Annotated in this window: 16 protein-coding genes; 13 read left to right on the forward strand and 3 right to left on the reverse strand. The window is 63.1% G+C overall.

Annotated features, from left to right (window positions below):
- The first annotated feature begins 153 nt into the window (after window positions 1–153).
- Window positions 154–1,047 carry a glycine betaine ABC transporter substrate-binding protein gene (locus CI807_RS17640; RefSeq protein WP_095015543.1) on the forward strand — a complete coding sequence of 298 codons (894 nt, stop codon included), beginning with the start codon at window positions 154–156 and terminating at the stop codon, window positions 1,045–1,047.
- A 67-nt stretch (window positions 1,048–1,114) separates the two neighbouring features.
- On the opposite strand, the gene CI807_RS17645 is transcribed toward CI807_RS17640, so the two are convergent.
- Window positions 1,115–3,931, reverse strand: coding sequence for a winged helix-turn-helix domain-containing protein (locus CI807_RS17645; protein ID WP_095017577.1), 2,817 nt, complete (start codon window positions 3,929–3,931; stop codon window positions 1,115–1,117).
- A 575-nt stretch (window positions 3,932–4,506) separates the two neighbouring features.
- On the opposite strand from CI807_RS17645, the gene CI807_RS17655 reads away from it, so the two are divergent.
- The 10 genes from CI807_RS17655 to CI807_RS17700 all read left to right on the forward strand — a co-directional run bounded on the left by CI807_RS17655 (window position 4,507) and on the right by CI807_RS17700 (window position 11,445).
- Entirely contained in the window at window positions 4,507–4,779 is a 273-nt protein-coding gene (locus tag CI807_RS17655) for a DUF2282 domain-containing protein (protein ID WP_010209548.1), read from the forward strand.
- On the forward strand, window positions 4,776–5,183 hold the full coding sequence (locus CI807_RS17660) for a DoxX family protein (RefSeq protein ID WP_016979677.1): 408 nt from the start codon (window positions 4,776–4,778) through the stop codon (window positions 5,181–5,183). The genes CI807_RS17655 and CI807_RS17660 overlap by 4 nt, the downstream gene beginning before the upstream one ends.
- A gap of 18 nt (window positions 5,184–5,201) precedes the next feature.
- Window positions 5,202–5,963: an alpha/beta fold hydrolase gene (locus tag CI807_RS17665; RefSeq protein ID WP_095015545.1), complete on the forward strand. Its 762-nt coding sequence runs from the start codon at window positions 5,202–5,204 to the stop codon at window positions 5,961–5,963.
- 26 nt (window positions 5,964–5,989) lie between these two features.
- Window positions 5,990–6,262: a hypothetical protein gene (locus CI807_RS17670; protein WP_016979675.1), complete on the forward strand. Its 273-nt coding sequence runs from the start codon at window positions 5,990–5,992 to the stop codon at window positions 6,260–6,262.
- 54 nt (window positions 6,263–6,316) lie between these two features.
- Window positions 6,317–7,141 (forward strand): DUF692 domain-containing protein, encoded by an 825-nt coding sequence (locus tag CI807_RS17675; protein WP_095015546.1) that lies wholly within the window; start codon window positions 6,317–6,319, stop codon window positions 7,139–7,141.
- Complete coding sequence (locus CI807_RS17680; protein ID WP_095015547.1) at window positions 7,138–7,887, forward strand: DNA-binding domain-containing protein; 750 nt, start codon at window positions 7,138–7,140, stop codon at window positions 7,885–7,887. The genes CI807_RS17675 and CI807_RS17680 overlap by 4 nt, the downstream gene beginning before the upstream one ends.
- Window positions 7,880–8,332, forward strand: coding sequence for an alpha/beta fold hydrolase (locus CI807_RS17685; protein WP_095015548.1), 453 nt, complete (start codon window positions 7,880–7,882; stop codon window positions 8,330–8,332). The genes CI807_RS17680 and CI807_RS17685 overlap by 8 nt, the downstream gene beginning before the upstream one ends.
- Before the next feature lie 86 nt (window positions 8,333–8,418).
- Window positions 8,419–9,783, forward strand: coding sequence for an MFS transporter (locus CI807_RS17690; RefSeq protein WP_095015549.1), 1,365 nt, complete (start codon window positions 8,419–8,421; stop codon window positions 9,781–9,783).
- 47 nt (window positions 9,784–9,830) lie between these two features.
- Window positions 9,831–10,961: an MFS transporter gene (locus CI807_RS17695; RefSeq protein WP_016979669.1), complete on the forward strand. Its 1,131-nt coding sequence runs from the start codon at window positions 9,831–9,833 to the stop codon at window positions 10,959–10,961.
- Between the two features lie 16 nt (window positions 10,962–10,977).
- Window positions 10,978–11,445, forward strand: coding sequence for an MEKHLA domain-containing protein (locus tag CI807_RS17700; protein ID WP_256578525.1), 468 nt, complete (start codon window positions 10,978–10,980; stop codon window positions 11,443–11,445).
- Here CI807_RS17700 and CI807_RS17705 read toward each other — a convergent pair.
- Window positions 11,442–11,963, reverse strand: coding sequence for a DUF3087 family protein (locus CI807_RS17705; protein ID WP_095015550.1), 522 nt, complete (start codon window positions 11,961–11,963; stop codon window positions 11,442–11,444). The genes CI807_RS17700 and CI807_RS17705 overlap by 4 nt on opposite strands.
- A gap of 113 nt (window positions 11,964–12,076) precedes the next feature.
- Here CI807_RS17705 and CI807_RS31455 point away from each other — a divergent pair, with 113 nt between their 5' ends.
- Together CI807_RS31455 and CI807_RS17710 are read left to right on the forward strand one after the other, a co-directional pair.
- Complete coding sequence (locus tag CI807_RS31455; protein WP_177003216.1) at window positions 12,077–12,253, forward strand: hypothetical protein; 177 nt, start codon at window positions 12,077–12,079, stop codon at window positions 12,251–12,253.
- 14 nt (window positions 12,254–12,267) lie between these two features.
- Window positions 12,268–12,468: a DUF6021 family protein gene (locus tag CI807_RS17710; protein ID WP_016979665.1), complete on the forward strand. Its 201-nt coding sequence runs from the start codon at window positions 12,268–12,270 to the stop codon at window positions 12,466–12,468.
- Window positions 12,469–12,579: 111 nt separating this feature from the next.
- Here the strand turns inward: CI807_RS17710 and CI807_RS17715 are convergent, their stop codons facing one another.
- Entirely contained in the window at window positions 12,580–13,008 is a 429-nt protein-coding gene (locus tag CI807_RS17715) for a hypothetical protein (protein ID WP_095015551.1), read from the reverse strand.
- Between the last annotated feature and the right edge of the window lie 81 nt (window positions 13,009–13,089).

Genomic DNA, 13,089 nt, shown 5'->3' on the forward strand with positions numbered 1-13,089 from the left:
TCTGTGCTCCGTAGTGGGCATCATCAGGCTCAACGATCTGAAATTAGGATAAATGTACATAGGTGTCAATAATGATCGACATGCGTGTACATTTTTATTGCGGTGCCCTTAAGTCGCCGCTAAGATCGGCCTCACCCCTTAGGAGGACGTCTGATGAATGCTCATGTGCACTATCGGAAAAAAGCCTGTGCCTACCTGCTCGGCCTTGCGCTGGGCGCCACTGCGGCGGTGACCCATGCAGAAGAAAAACCACCGGTACGCATTGGTTGGGTGAACTGGTCCGACACGGAAATCACCGTCAAGCTCGCCAGTACGGCCTTGCAGGAGCATCTCAAGCAACCGGTCAAGTTGGTGATGGCCGACATCGGCATCCAATTCCAGGCGCTGGCCAACGGCAACATCGACCTGATCCCGATGGTCTGGCTGCCCAGCACCCACAAGGCGTTCTACGACAAGTACAAGGACCGCCTCGAAGACCTTGGCGTGCTGTATGAAGGACGAATCGGCATGGCCGTGCCCACCTCGGTGCCGGTCGCAGAAGTCGCCAGCGTGGAAGACCTGAACAAACCCGGCATCCGCGAGAAGTTCGACGGCAAGATCTTTACCTCCGAAGTCGGCAACGGCCAGTACAAACTCACCGTGAAGGCGATCGAGGACTACAAGCTGGTGGGCTACAAACTGGTGGGTTCATCAGAGAGCGGCATGCTCAACGAGCTGGACCGCAACCTCAAGCGTGACAAGTGGTCATTGGTCAACGCCTGGAGCCCGCACTGGATGTTCTCCAAATGGTCGCTGCGCTACCTGGATGATCCCAAGCAGATTTTCGGCGGCGCCGAACAGATCCACGCCATGGCCCGCAAAGGCTTCAGCCAGGAGCATCCTGAAGTGGCGTACTTCTTTGCGCATTTCTCCATCCCCCAGGCTGACTTGGAAGCGTTGATGATGCAGGCACGGGAAAGCACCGCGGACAAGGCTGTGGCGGCGTATTACGCGGCGAACAAGGCGCGCTTTGAGGGGATGTTCAAACCGGGATTGGTTTCCCGATAGGCAGCCCTCGTCAGATTCACCGCAGCGCGCCGGGTTCACAACAGCAGGTCACTCCAGATCGACGTCGCTATCGGTGCTGGAAACGCGGCAGGGAGGCGATGCGCAATTTGGGTTCCTGCAGTCGCGCCAAATCCGTCGCAATCTGCGCCCGCCAAAAATGTGCGCCGGACAATTGCGCATCTACCCATGCCTGGCGCAGCAGCACTTTGGCCTTGTCGACCGAGCCGTAGTGAGCCTGGCGCAGGGTCAGTTGTGCCTTGATGCGCAGCATCTGCGGCGCGAACCAGCGTTCGTGGCGACCGAGGGCCAATTGCAGGGTGTCTTCCAGCACTTCCAGAGCGAGTTTTTCCAGGCCCAGGCGCGCCAGGCCCAAGGCGTATTCACAACGTAGCAGGCTGTAGAGTTGGCTGTCACCCTGGCCTTGCAGGTGGTGCAAGGCTTCGCCCAATTGCGGCACGCCGGCTTCGGGCGAGCCTTCGCGGATCAGCAGGATACTCTCGAAACACAGGCGAAACTGCCGCCAGATGTGCAGGTCCTGGCCGGTGGTGCTGTCTTGCAGCAGGCCCAGGTAGTAGCGCACTTTCGGCAGGTTGGACGCCAGCAGGGCCAGGGGGATCGCACCCAGGCACAGGGTGTACCAAAGGGTCGCGGGGTGGTCGAGGGAAATGGCTTCGTCGACACAATGTCCCACCAAGCGCAGCGCCGGGTCGACATCGCCTTCGAGCAACTGCACCTTGGCCTTGAGGCAGCGCGCGGCGATGCGTTGGTCGAAGTGCACGTCGATGATGTGCGAGCGCGGCGCCGACGGAGAGCCCAGGGCTTCGTCGATATTCTGCCGAGCGCCCAGCAGGTCACCCATGTGGAACAGCGCCACGGCGCGCATGCGCTTGCCGAGCAGTTGATGGCTGCCACTGCTGTTCAGGGCGATGTAGCGCTCGGCCAGCTCCAGTGCTTCGGTGTACTGGTTGCAGCCGCAGCGGTCGGTCCACAAACCCCACAGGGCGCGCAACTTGTGCTCGGCATCACCGAGGTCGCGGGCGTCTTCGCGCACCTGGCGCCAGGCTTCGCGCATTTCGTTGCCGGTGCCGTACGTAAGCATCAGCACACTGGCCAGGGCGGTCTGCAACAGCATGCGCTGGCGCAACGGCAGTGGGACGAGGCCGTCGCTGGCCAGGCCTTTGTCGACCCAGGTGCGGCACTCGCTGACCAGGGACAAACGCAACCACAGCGGTACGCCACCCAGGGTCAGTTCGATGCCCAATGCCAAATCGCCGCTGGGCGAATAGGCCCAGTCGAGCGCCGCGCGGATGGTGTTGATTTCCGGGCCGTAGAGCGCTAGCCAGGTTTCCGGCGACAGGCCGTCCAGGGTCTGCCCGGCTTCCTGCAACATACCGAGGGCATAGCGTGCATGGCGTTGGCAGGTTGAGCTGGTTTCGCCCTGTTCGCTGAGTTTTTCCAGGGCGTAGGCGCGGGTGGTTTCCAGCAGGCGATAGCGTTTGAGCGCCTTGGATTCACCGGCGATCAGCAGTGACTTGTCCATCAGGCTTTCGAGCAGGGGCAGGGCGTTGCGCGGGTCGAGGCTGCTGCTGGCGGTCATCGCCTTGACCGCTTCCAGGGTGAAGGAACCGGTAAACACCGCAAGCTGGCGCAGCATCGCCTGTTCATCGCCACTGAGCATGGCGTAGGTCCAATCCAGGGTGGCGCTCAGGGAACGGTGGCGGGCGAGGGCGGTGCGTCGACCGGTCATCTGCAGGCGGAAACTGCCGTCGAGCAGGCCCACCAGGTCCTGGATGCCAAAGGTGCGCACCCGGGCGGCGGCGATTTCGATGGCCAGGGCGTTGCTGTCGAGCTTGCGGCAGATTGCACAGGCCGCCGCGACATCGACATCACGGAATACAAAGTCGGGATCGAGGGCGCGCACCCGCTCCACAAACAGCCGCACGCCGGACCAGGTCAGGGCTTCGTGGGCGCTGAGGCTGACGTGCGCGTCGGGCACTTGCAACGGCGCCAGGTCGTGCACCCGCTCACCGTCGGCGCGCAGGGGTTCGCGGCTGGTGGTCAGTACATGGCATTGGGGCGCGCTGCGCAGCAGGGTTTCCACGGCGTCGGCGGTGGCCGGCAGCACGTGCTCGCAGTTGTCCAGCACCAGCAGCAAGCGCCGGTGGGCCAGGCTGGCGGCCACGCCCTGCAGCGGGTTTTCGCTGACCGTCTGGATGCCCAGGGCGCTGGCGAGCATGCCGGCCACCCATTGCCCACTGGTGGCGGGTGCCAGGTCGACAAAGCAACTGCCCAGGTTGAGTTCACCGGCCAGGCGCTGCGCCACGGCCATGGCCACGGTGGTCTTGCCAATGCCGCCGGGGCCGGTGAGGGTGACGAAACGCTGGCTCATGACCTGGTCGGCCAGGTTGGCGATCAAGGCGTCGCGGCCGATCACCTCAGCCGTCGACGTCGGCAGATTGGGCTCATCCACTCGCACATAAGGCACCGGCAGGTGGTCTTCACCGGCAGCCTGCACCGTGACCGGCGCGACAAAGCGATAACCTCGGCCCGGCACGGTGACGATGTAGCTGAAGTTGCCATCGTCGCCCAGGGCCCGGCGCAACGCGACGATCTGCGCGCGCAGGTTGCATTCCTCCACCACCACCTTGGGCCAGGCGAAGGAGATCAGTTCGGACTTCTCCAGCAATTCGCCGGCACGGGTCACCAGGGCAATCAACAGGTAGAGCGCACGGCTGCCGAGGGTCACCGGCTCGCCGTTGCGCAGCAATACGTGCTGTCTTGCCAGGAGTAGAAAGGGACCGAAGCCAATGGTGCTGTCCGGGGTGGCCGGCGCGGGGTGGTCTGCGTCCAGGAAGGACACTGCGTGGTTCTTGCTCGAGCTCATCAAATCGTCCTTTTTATAGTCGGGCTTGTTTTCGGCGATCAGGCCGTTCGCCCTTTTTGGGGTGCAGATGTGCAGCAGCAGTCTTGGAAAGTTGATGTCGATCAAAAGGTCGGAAGGCCGCCCTCCTTTGGGGCGTGGTGGTTTTTATAGGTGGATCGCCGGCCATGCTTCAGGGGATGAGACTGTCTCAGAGCTGAAACATTTTATTACCAGAAACATGGATAAAGCAGAATGTATGCCAGTTGGCATGTAACAAACATGACAACAACCATATGAAATTTATGGTGATTTTTGCGGTCATCGGCGACGCGAAATCGCCTTCGTTCGGAAACACGAATATTTCTAATTGTGTCGTTCGGGATGCCGAATAAACCGCCGGGGTTTTGGCATTGTTTTATTGACTGTGTATCGAACTGTATCCCCGCACCATCCTGATACACCCGCATGACGTTCTATCGCGTTCGCGACACAGACCGGATACACGCCTGGCTTTAACTCTGCACACCAGCTGGCGCAGGCGGTCACCGACCCCAAGGCGCCCTGGCCACACTCAGTCAAGCCAGGAGACTCACCCCATGAAGCGTCCTTACGCAGCCCTCGCGGCAACCCTCGCCCTGTCCCTCAGCGCCTTCGCGGCCGTGGCCCATGCCGATGAACCCAAGCCCCAGGAAAAATGCTTCGGCGTGGCCCTGGCCGGTGCCAACGATTGCGCCGCAGGCGCTGGCACTTCGTGCGCCGCCACCTCCACCACCGACTACCAGGGCAACGCCTGGGTGCTGGTGGACAAAGGCACCTGCACCCAGATCAAGACCCCTAAAGGCTTCGGCAGCCTGACGGAGCAGCCGTGATCCAGCGCCTGCTCCCCGAAGCGCTGCTGTTGCTGGTGGCGCGGGTGGCGATTGCGGCGGTGTTCTTCCTGTCGGGGCGCACCAAGGTCACGGGGTTTCTTGAACTCAAGCCGTCGACCTACACGCTGTTCCGTTCGGAATACGCCTTGCCGCTGATCCCGCCGGACTGGGCCGCGCACCTGGCAACGTACGCCGAGCACCTGTTCCCGCTGTTGCTGGTGCTCGGCCTGCTGACCCGTCCGGCCGCCGCCGCGCTGCTGGGCATGACTTTGGTGATCGAGGTGTTTGTGTACCCCGCCGCCTGGCCGGTGCACCTGACCTGGGCGGGCTTGTTGTTGCCACTGCTGGCGTACGGCGGTGGAGCCTGGTCGCTGGACCGCCTGATCTCAGGCAAACGTTCATAACTTTGATGGAGATTTCCAATGCGTATGCTTTCTTCCCTGGCCATTGCTATGGCCCTGACGGTTCCGATGCTGGCCCAGGCGGCCGATGCCCCGCAACCCGGCACCGGTAAAAGCGTGGTGATCGTGCCCGGTTCGTTTGTCGACGGTTCCGGCTGGCGTGTGGTGCACGACATCCTGATTCACAAGGGCTACAAGGTCACCGTGGTGCATCAGGGCCACGAAAGCCTGGCCGCCGATGTGGCCGAGGCCCGCGAAGTACTGGAGCAGCAAGTCGGCCCGGTGGTGCTGGTGGGTCACAGCTCCGGTGGCGGGGTGATCTCGATTGCCGGCGACCGCGACAAGGTCAAGTCGCTGGTCTACGTCTCGGCGCTGCAGCCGGAAGTGGGCGAGAACATGGCCCAGTTGATCGGCTCGATGCCGTCGCCCAGCGATGACATCAAGGCCAGCCGCGACGGTCATCTGTTCTTCGATCGCGCCAAATTCAACGCCGACTTTGCCGCTGACCTGACCACCAACCGCACTGACTTCATGGCCGCCTCCCAAGTGCCGGCGACCACCGCCTTGTTCGGCGGCACTGTGTGGGCCGCGGCCTGGCACAAGAAACCGACCTACGCGGTGGTGTCCACCGAAGACCGTGCCCTGAGCCCGGACCTGCAACGCTGGATGTACAAGCGCGCCGGTTCCAAGGTCACTGAAATCAAGGCCAGCCACTCGGTGTACATCTCCCAGCCTGAGGCTGTGGCGAAGGTCATCGAAGACGCTGCTTCCGTTATCAAGTAATTCACCCCAACCCCGGAGAAATACCCATGAACACTGCACTCAAATCCCGCCTGAGCCTCGCTGCCGCTGCTGCCCTGATCGCCATGGCCTCCGCTTCGTTCGCCACCGCTGCCAGCGCCGCCGACCAGCAGGAAAAACCCGGCCGTTGCTACGGCGTCAACACCTGCAAAGGCACCAGCCTGTGCGCCACCGCCAAGAACGACTGCAAAGGCCTCAACAGCTGCAAGGGCGAAGGCGTGATCGTCAAGACTCCGTCCGAGTGCCTGAAGGCCGGCGGCACCCTGACTGAACCGAAGTAATCCACCCGGCGGGCCCCTCGTGGGCTCGCCACTTATTCTTTGCGGAGATCCGCCATGTCGACATCCAACCCGCACTTTTCAGGCTACGGCCTGGGCCTGCGCAAGGAGCATTACTGCGACTTCCTGGAGACCTCGGTGCCCGTGGATTTCGTCGAAGTGATCTCCGAAAACTTCATGGTCGCGGGCGGCCAGCCCCGGCATATCCTGCGCCAGGTGCGCGAGCGCTACCCGGTGGCGCTGCACGGCGTGTCCATGTCCATCGGCACCGCCGAAGGGCTGGACGGGGATTACTTGAAGCGCCTGAAGTCGCTGGTAGACGAAGTTGAACCGCTGTTTGTGTCCGACCACTTGAGCTGGTCGCGCAGCGGGGGATTCAATTCCCATGACTTGTTGCCAGTGCCCTACACCGACGAAGCCCTGGACCGAGTCTGCGCCAACATCCAGCAAGCCCAGGACGCATTGGGCCGCACGATGTTGTTCGAGAACCCATCGAGCTACCTGGCGTTTGAAGGCGCCTCCATGGCCGAGTGGGAATTTATCGCGGCCATGGCCCAGCGCACCGGCTGCGAATTGCTGCTGGACGTCAACAACGTGTTCGTCAGTGCCAGCAACCACGGTTTCGACGCCCTGGCGTTTCTCAAGGGTATTCCTGCCGAACGTGTGCGCCAGGTGCACCTGGCCGGCCACAGCCAGGGCCGCGACATTTTGATCGACAGCCATGACAGCCCGGTGTGCACCGGCGTCTGGGAGCTGTACGCCCAGGCCATGACCCGGCTGGGGCCGGTGGCGACCATGATCGAGCGCGACGATGAAATCCCGCCGCTTGCCGAGCTGCTCCAGGAATTGGCCATGGCCCGGACGTTGGGAGCGCAGCGATGAACCTGGCACAGCTACAACAGACCTTTCGCAGCTGGTTGGTGAGTGCGTCGGATGAATCCGCGCAGGCGCTGGGCAATCATCACGCCGGCCTGGCGGTGTACCAGAACAACTACCGTGCGCAGTTGGTGGGTTGCCTGGAACAGGCGTTTCCCAACCTGCGCCGGTGGGTCGGGGAGGAAGCCTTCCTGGCCGCAAGCATCACCCATATCGACCGCCATCCGCCTCACGCCTGGACGCTGGACGCGTATCCGGAGGGCTTCTACGCCACCTTGAAGGAGGTGTTCCCGCGCAACCCGGATGTGCATGAACTGGCCTGGATCGAGTCGGCCCTGAATGAAGCCTTTGTCGCCGCCGATGCACAACCGTTGGCCCTGGAGGCCTTGGCCGAGCTGGATTGGGACACGGCCGTGTTGCAGTTGACGCCGTCGTTGCGCTGCCACGCCCTGACCACCAATGCCGAGGCCATCTGGTCGGCGCTGTGGCAGGAAGCGCCCACGCCGGAAGCAGTGATGCTGGAACAGGCGGGCGGCCTGCTGGTATGGCGGCGGCAGTTCACGTCGCGGCTGCGCCAGGTAGATGCGCTGGAATTACTGGCCGTGCAACAGCTACAGGCCGACGGCAGCTTCGCCGGGCTGTGTGAGTTCCTGGTGCAGCGCCTGGGGGAAGAAGCGGGCGTGATGCAGGCAGGGGAATACCTGGCCGGTTGGCTGGGCAGTGAATTAATAGTGGGAGTCCGTCATGTTTGATCGTCGAGGTTTTTTGTTGTTGGCGGCGGTGGTGATGGCCGCACCGGCATTGGCAGTGCAGCAGGTGAGTACTGATGACGGCGAGATCCGTTATGAAGCCTTCGGGCCGGAGGAGGGCCGGGCGATTATCTTGCTGGCGGCGGATGTGAACGCGTTTGCAGCGGTCAGCGGACCGTTGGCGGCCCAAGGTTTCCGGGTGATCGTCCCCTACCTGCGCGGGCAGGACGAGGCGGCGCAGGGCCAGGATGTGCTGGAACTGATGAACGCGCTGCATATCCCCGAGGCGGTTTTGGCGGGTGTGGAGGCGGGCGGGCGAGTGGCCGTGCGTGCCGCGGCATTGAAACCGAGCCGCTGTGTGGGCCTGGTCACCTTGAACAGCACACCCCAGGCCGGGTTTGCCGAGGCGGTGGAGGTGATGGCCAAGACCGGGCACTGGCGAACATGAAAATGCTGACAGCCAGCCAATCCAGCACTGAAAAAATTCGCCGCAGCCCTTAATCTAAACGCCTTTGTCACCTGCGCGGATTGTCCATGTCTTCTGTTGCCGATGGGTTGCCCCTCAATAAACGCCTGCCGGCCGTGATGGCGATCTCTCTGGGGATCGGCATGGCGACCCTGGACACGGCCATCGTCAACACGGCGTTGCCGACCCTGGCCGAGGGGATTGGCACCGATTCCGCCTCGGTGATCTGGGTGGTGAATGCCTACCAGTTGGCGATCATCGCCACGGTGTTGCCGTTTGCGTCCCTCAGTGATGTGTTGGGGCATCGCCGGGTGTACCTCGGCGGATTGCTGCTGTTCATTGTCTCGTCACTGTTTTGCGGGTTGGCCGGCTCGCTGGTGACCCTGACGGCGGCGCGGGTGGTGCAGGGGCTGGGCGCGGCGGCGATCATGAGCGTGAACACGGCGCTGCTGCGGCATATCTACCCGTCAAAAATGCTGGGTCGGGGGCTGGGTTACAACTCGCTGGTGGTGGGGTTGGCGTTTACCCTGGGGCCGACCGCTGCATCGGCGATTCTGTCGGTGGCGACCTGGCACTGGCTGTACCTGATCAACGTGCCCTTGGGTTTGCTGGCGCTGGCGTTGGGCCTGCGCTCATTGCCGACCCTGCCGATGACCGGGCATGCCTTCGATCGTCTTGCCGCGTTGTTGTGCGCGGGACTGTTTGCCTTGTTGGTGCTGGGCCTGGGCACGGCGGTGCACGGCGCCCAGGGCGCGTTGACCTTGGGCCTGATCGTCGTGGCACTGGTGTGCGGCGCATTGCTGCTGCGGCGCCAGGCCGGGCACCCGGCGCCGATGCTGGCGCTGGACCTGTTCAAGCGCCCGGTGTTTGCCTTGTCTTCCCTCACTGCGATTTGCGCGTTCAGCGCCCAGGGCCTGGCCTTTGTGTCGCTGCCGTTCCTGTTGCAGGCGGTGCTGGGGCATAGTCAGGTGGAAACCGGTTTCCTGATGACACCCTGGCCCGCTGTTGTGGCGGTGATGGCGCTGGTGGCGGGGCGCCTGGCCGACCGGGTGAACCTGGGCGTGCTGTGCGGCATCGGCCTGTTGATGCTCAGTGTGGGCATGGCCGCGCTCGCGACCCTGGGCAGTGGCGCGTCGGCGTTTGATATCGGCTGGCGCATGGCGCTGTGTGGCGCGGGCTTCGGCTTCTTCCAGTCGCCCAACCTCAAGGCCTTGATGACCAGTGCGCCGTTGGCCCGCAGCGGCGGGGCCAGTGGCATCGTGGCGATTTCGCGGTTGTTGGGGCAGACGCTGGGCGCATCGTTGGTTGCCTTGTGTTTCCACCTGTCCCTGGGCAGCGGGCCGCAATATGCGCTTTGGCTGGGCTGCGGATTTGCCTTGGTCGGGGCCATGGCCAGTGGTCTGCGGTTGTTTCCCTATGGGAAAAAGGGCTGATTAACGCTACCGTGGCGACCTAAGTATTTCGGGATGTTTCCAGATTTATGTCCAGCCTGGCCCTCCGCACCGCTGATACCCACTCCCGCCGCGCCGCGCTGACCCTGGCGTTATGCCTGCCCAGCGACGTGTTGCTCTACCTGCTGCTGCCGATGGAATCCCAGGCCTTCGGCATCACCCTGGCCCAAGCCGGTGTGCTGCTGGCGGCCAACCGCCTGGTGCGGATCTTCGGCTACCGCCATGTGCTGAATTTCTACGCGCGTAACGGCGACCGCCTGACCTGCATGATCGCCGCCGGCGCCGCTACCCTGTGCGCCGTGGGCAACTCGCTGCTGTCCGGCTTCGCCGCCTTGCTCTGCCTGCGCCTGGTGTGGGGCCTGTGTTTTGCTGCGTTGAACCTCTCGACCCAAGTGCTGGCCACCTCGGAACCTGCCGGCGCCGCACGCCGGGCCGGGCGCTCCCGAGCGCTGATCGCCCTGGGGCCGATGCTGGCGTTGCCCCTGGGCGGCTGGCTGACATTGATGGCCGGGCCGCGTCCGATCTTTCTGATTCTGGCTGGTTGCTGCCTGGTGGGCTTGTGGATGGCGCGCGGCTTGCCTACGGTCGGGCATGATTTGCACAGCACGCCGGGGCGCCGCTTCAAGTGGCCGGACAGCGTGGCAATGTGGTCGTTTATCGAAGGGGTGGCGCTGGACGGCCTGTTTATCTTCGGGCTGTCGATCCAGGCGCAGAAGCTGCTGGGCGGCGATGCGGTGCTGATCGCCGGTGGCCTGATGGCGCTGCGGTACGTCTCGGAAATGCTCCTGAGCCCCCTGGGCGGTCGCGCGGCCCAGCGGTTTGGCGCGACCTCGATGCTGTTGCTGTTTTCGTTCCTAAGTGCCCTGGCCCTGACCGCATTCGGCAGCTACTGGGTGATTGTCGGCGCGGCGGCGGTGCTGGTGTTGCGTGCGCTGCAACTGCCGCTGGTGACGACATTGGTCGCCGAGCGCAACCCCGGTTCCATGCGCGTGTCGGCGCTGGCCTCGAACGCCGTGTGGCGCGATATCGGCGCTGGCCTCGGGCCCTTGCTCGCCGGCTTGCTGCTGCCGATCGCCTCGGCGCCCTGGGTGTTTGGCCTGGCCGGTGCGGCCATTGCCGTCAGCGCGGTGTTCTGCTGGCGGGCAAAGATTTCCAACTGACGATGTGAGGGTGTGCGTGTCCCATCAAGAAGACTTCGTAGGCGTGCTGGACAAGGCGTATCGACACTGGACCGGCCAGGGACTGCCGGCCCCCGACCACCTCGGCCCGCAACAGCGCCTGGCCTGGCTGCACCGCGACGCGCCCTACAGCCTGCTCGCCCATGACGGCGCCGCAGACCCGCGCTTTACCTACGTGAACGACTGCGCGTTGCAGTGCTTCAAATACCCGCGCGAGCGCTTCATCGGCATGCCCTCACGCTTCAGCGCCTCGGAACTCGACCGCGCCGCGCGCCAGGTACTGCTGGAGCAAGTTACCGCCAATGGTATCGCCGACGGTTACAGCGGCTGGCGCGTAGATGCCTTTGATCAGCCCTTCATGATCCACGCCGGGGTGGTGTGGACCCTGCTCGACGACGCCGGCCAGCCTTGCGGCCAGGCCGCACTGTTCTGGCCCGACGCGCAACGCATCGGCGTGCTGGCCTAAGCGCTTTTAAACGCGTCCAGCCAGGCGGGGTCGAACCGGGTCTGCTCGGGATCGATCCCCAGCGCCTGCATCTTGGCCTTATGCGCCTCGACCTCAGCGACCAGTTGCACCTGGGCGCTGGAGTTGGCGTCCAGCTCATGCATCTGCGTCAGGCCCAAATGATAAAAGCGCAGCACCTTGACCGCCGTCGGGTCATTGGCCTGCACCCGCTCGGTGACCTTGTGCATCACATTGGTCACGCTCATCAGGTTGCGCTTGAGCTGCCAGCCATACACCGCCGCCGCCAGCCACGGCTGGCTCCAGAACGGACCGCGCACCAGCGCCACCGTAATCAGCACCCCGGCGAACACCCCGCCGACATTAAAGCGGAAATTATCCCCGCCAGGCTCGCCAAACAGCATCACCGCCAGGCTCGACAGCAACATCGCCAAGGCCAGGAACAGCACCGCCACCATCAAGGTGCTGCGCCGGGTTTGCTGGCGGAAGGTGACAGGGTCGCAGGGTTTGAGCTCGAACATCCGGTTCATATCTCCAGAAGGGGCGCGCATCATCTCACGCCTGGGCAAACAAGTTGAACGATGGCGCACGGCGGTTTCTCTAAACCTGTGTAGACCCCTTGAGGTGAACCATCATGTCCGACTACAACCAGCCGCCCCCCGGCACCCCAAACCCTGACCGCACACCCGGAGAAGAAGAGCGCGACAACGATGCGTTGCGCCCCAACGACCCAGCGGAGCGTCAGGCCGACGACGTGGAACGCGTCGAGGAAGACCTGGAAAACCTGCATGACAAGGCCCGTCCACTCTGAACGAGGAGAACGCCGTGAGTAACACACCCAAAGGCCCGGCTTCGGGCGAGCATTCCAGTGGCAAGGATGAGTTGGGGTTTGACCCGGATTCGCCGGATGTGGCGGATCCGCAGGTGGACCCTATCGGACCGGCGATTGCGCCGTTGGATAAGGAGAAGAAAGACAAGGATGAAAAAAAGCCGCCTTATGACCCGTTGGGCGACTTGAAGCCTTGAGTTGGAAACGTTGTGAAGATACGGGAAGGATTGAGTCGAGGTCTTTGGCATTGAGCAACAGCTGACTTTGGCAACTTCCGGCCAAAGTCGGCAATTCGGGGGCCAGGAGTCTTATGTGACCGTGATAGCCAGAACCGCCAGATTACCCACTATGCCGAGCACCACCCACGCAAACGCTGCCGGCGCCTTGAGCAACTTCCGCGCGGGACTGAAAACAACGCCAAGCAGTGCCCCGATGAGGATGCCGGGAAAGCTGAACAGATAGAAAAGCCAACCCATGGAATCTGTGACCCAGAGATGGAAAAGGAACAAATACAGCCCCATGGCAGTAGCCATTCCCCCCAAAGAATCTCTTGACGCCTTGCACAGCAACGCCATGCAAAGCACCGCCGCTTGCGGTAACCAGGAGAATGCAAAGTTCTCTAGGAAGAAGGGGCCTTTGCCGGTTGTGTAAAGGGCAACGGCAAAGCCTAGCCCGACGCCGATGGCGGTCAGCGGAATATGCGTGAGCAGTGGCGCATTGTTTTCTAGTGATCTCATTCCCTGTGACCTTTTTGACGCGGGTGGTTCGTTGAGCGTCCGCAGCCTATTACCGTTAAGTTCCGAGGAACAATGCGTGGT

Source organism: Pseudomonas sp. NS1(2017) (genome assembly GCF_002269425.1).
Lineage (GTDB): Bacteria > Pseudomonadota > Gammaproteobacteria > Pseudomonadales > Pseudomonadaceae > Aquipseudomonas > Aquipseudomonas reactans.

Excerpts from the sequence above, each read along its gene's own strand:
- CI807_RS17640 (WP_095015543.1), top strand. The coding sequence starts at position 154 with ATGAATGCTCATGTGCACTATCGGAAAAAAGCCTGTGCCTACCTGCTC.
- CI807_RS17645 (WP_095017577.1), bottom strand. The coding sequence starts at position 3,931 with ATGAGCTCGAGCAAGAACCACGCAGTGTCCTTCCTGGACGCAGACCAC.
- CI807_RS17655 (WP_010209548.1), top strand. The coding sequence starts at position 4,507 with ATGAAGCGTCCTTACGCAGCCCTCGCGGCAACCCTCGCCCTGTCCCTC.
- CI807_RS17665 (WP_095015545.1), top strand. The coding sequence starts at position 5,202 with ATGCGTATGCTTTCTTCCCTGGCCATTGCTATGGCCCTGACGGTTCCG.
- CI807_RS17670 (WP_016979675.1), top strand. The coding sequence starts at position 5,990 with ATGAACACTGCACTCAAATCCCGCCTGAGCCTCGCTGCCGCTGCTGCC.
- CI807_RS17675 (WP_095015546.1), top strand. The coding sequence starts at position 6,317 with ATGTCGACATCCAACCCGCACTTTTCAGGCTACGGCCTGGGCCTGCGC.
- CI807_RS17680 (WP_095015547.1), top strand. The coding sequence starts at position 7,138 with ATGAACCTGGCACAGCTACAACAGACCTTTCGCAGCTGGTTGGTGAGT.
- CI807_RS17685 (WP_095015548.1), top strand. The coding sequence starts at position 7,880 with ATGTTTGATCGTCGAGGTTTTTTGTTGTTGGCGGCGGTGGTGATGGCC.
- CI807_RS17690 (WP_095015549.1), top strand. The coding sequence starts at position 8,419 with ATGTCTTCTGTTGCCGATGGGTTGCCCCTCAATAAACGCCTGCCGGCC.
- CI807_RS17695 (WP_016979669.1), top strand. The coding sequence starts at position 9,831 with ATGTCCAGCCTGGCCCTCCGCACCGCTGATACCCACTCCCGCCGCGCC.
- CI807_RS17705 (WP_095015550.1), bottom strand. The coding sequence starts at position 11,963 with ATGTTCGAGCTCAAACCCTGCGACCCTGTCACCTTCCGCCAGCAAACC.
- CI807_RS31455 (WP_177003216.1), top strand. The coding sequence starts at position 12,077 with ATGTCCGACTACAACCAGCCGCCCCCCGGCACCCCAAACCCTGACCGC.
- CI807_RS17715 (WP_095015551.1), bottom strand. The coding sequence starts at position 13,008 with ATGAGATCACTAGAAAACAATGCGCCACTGCTCACGCATATTCCGCTG.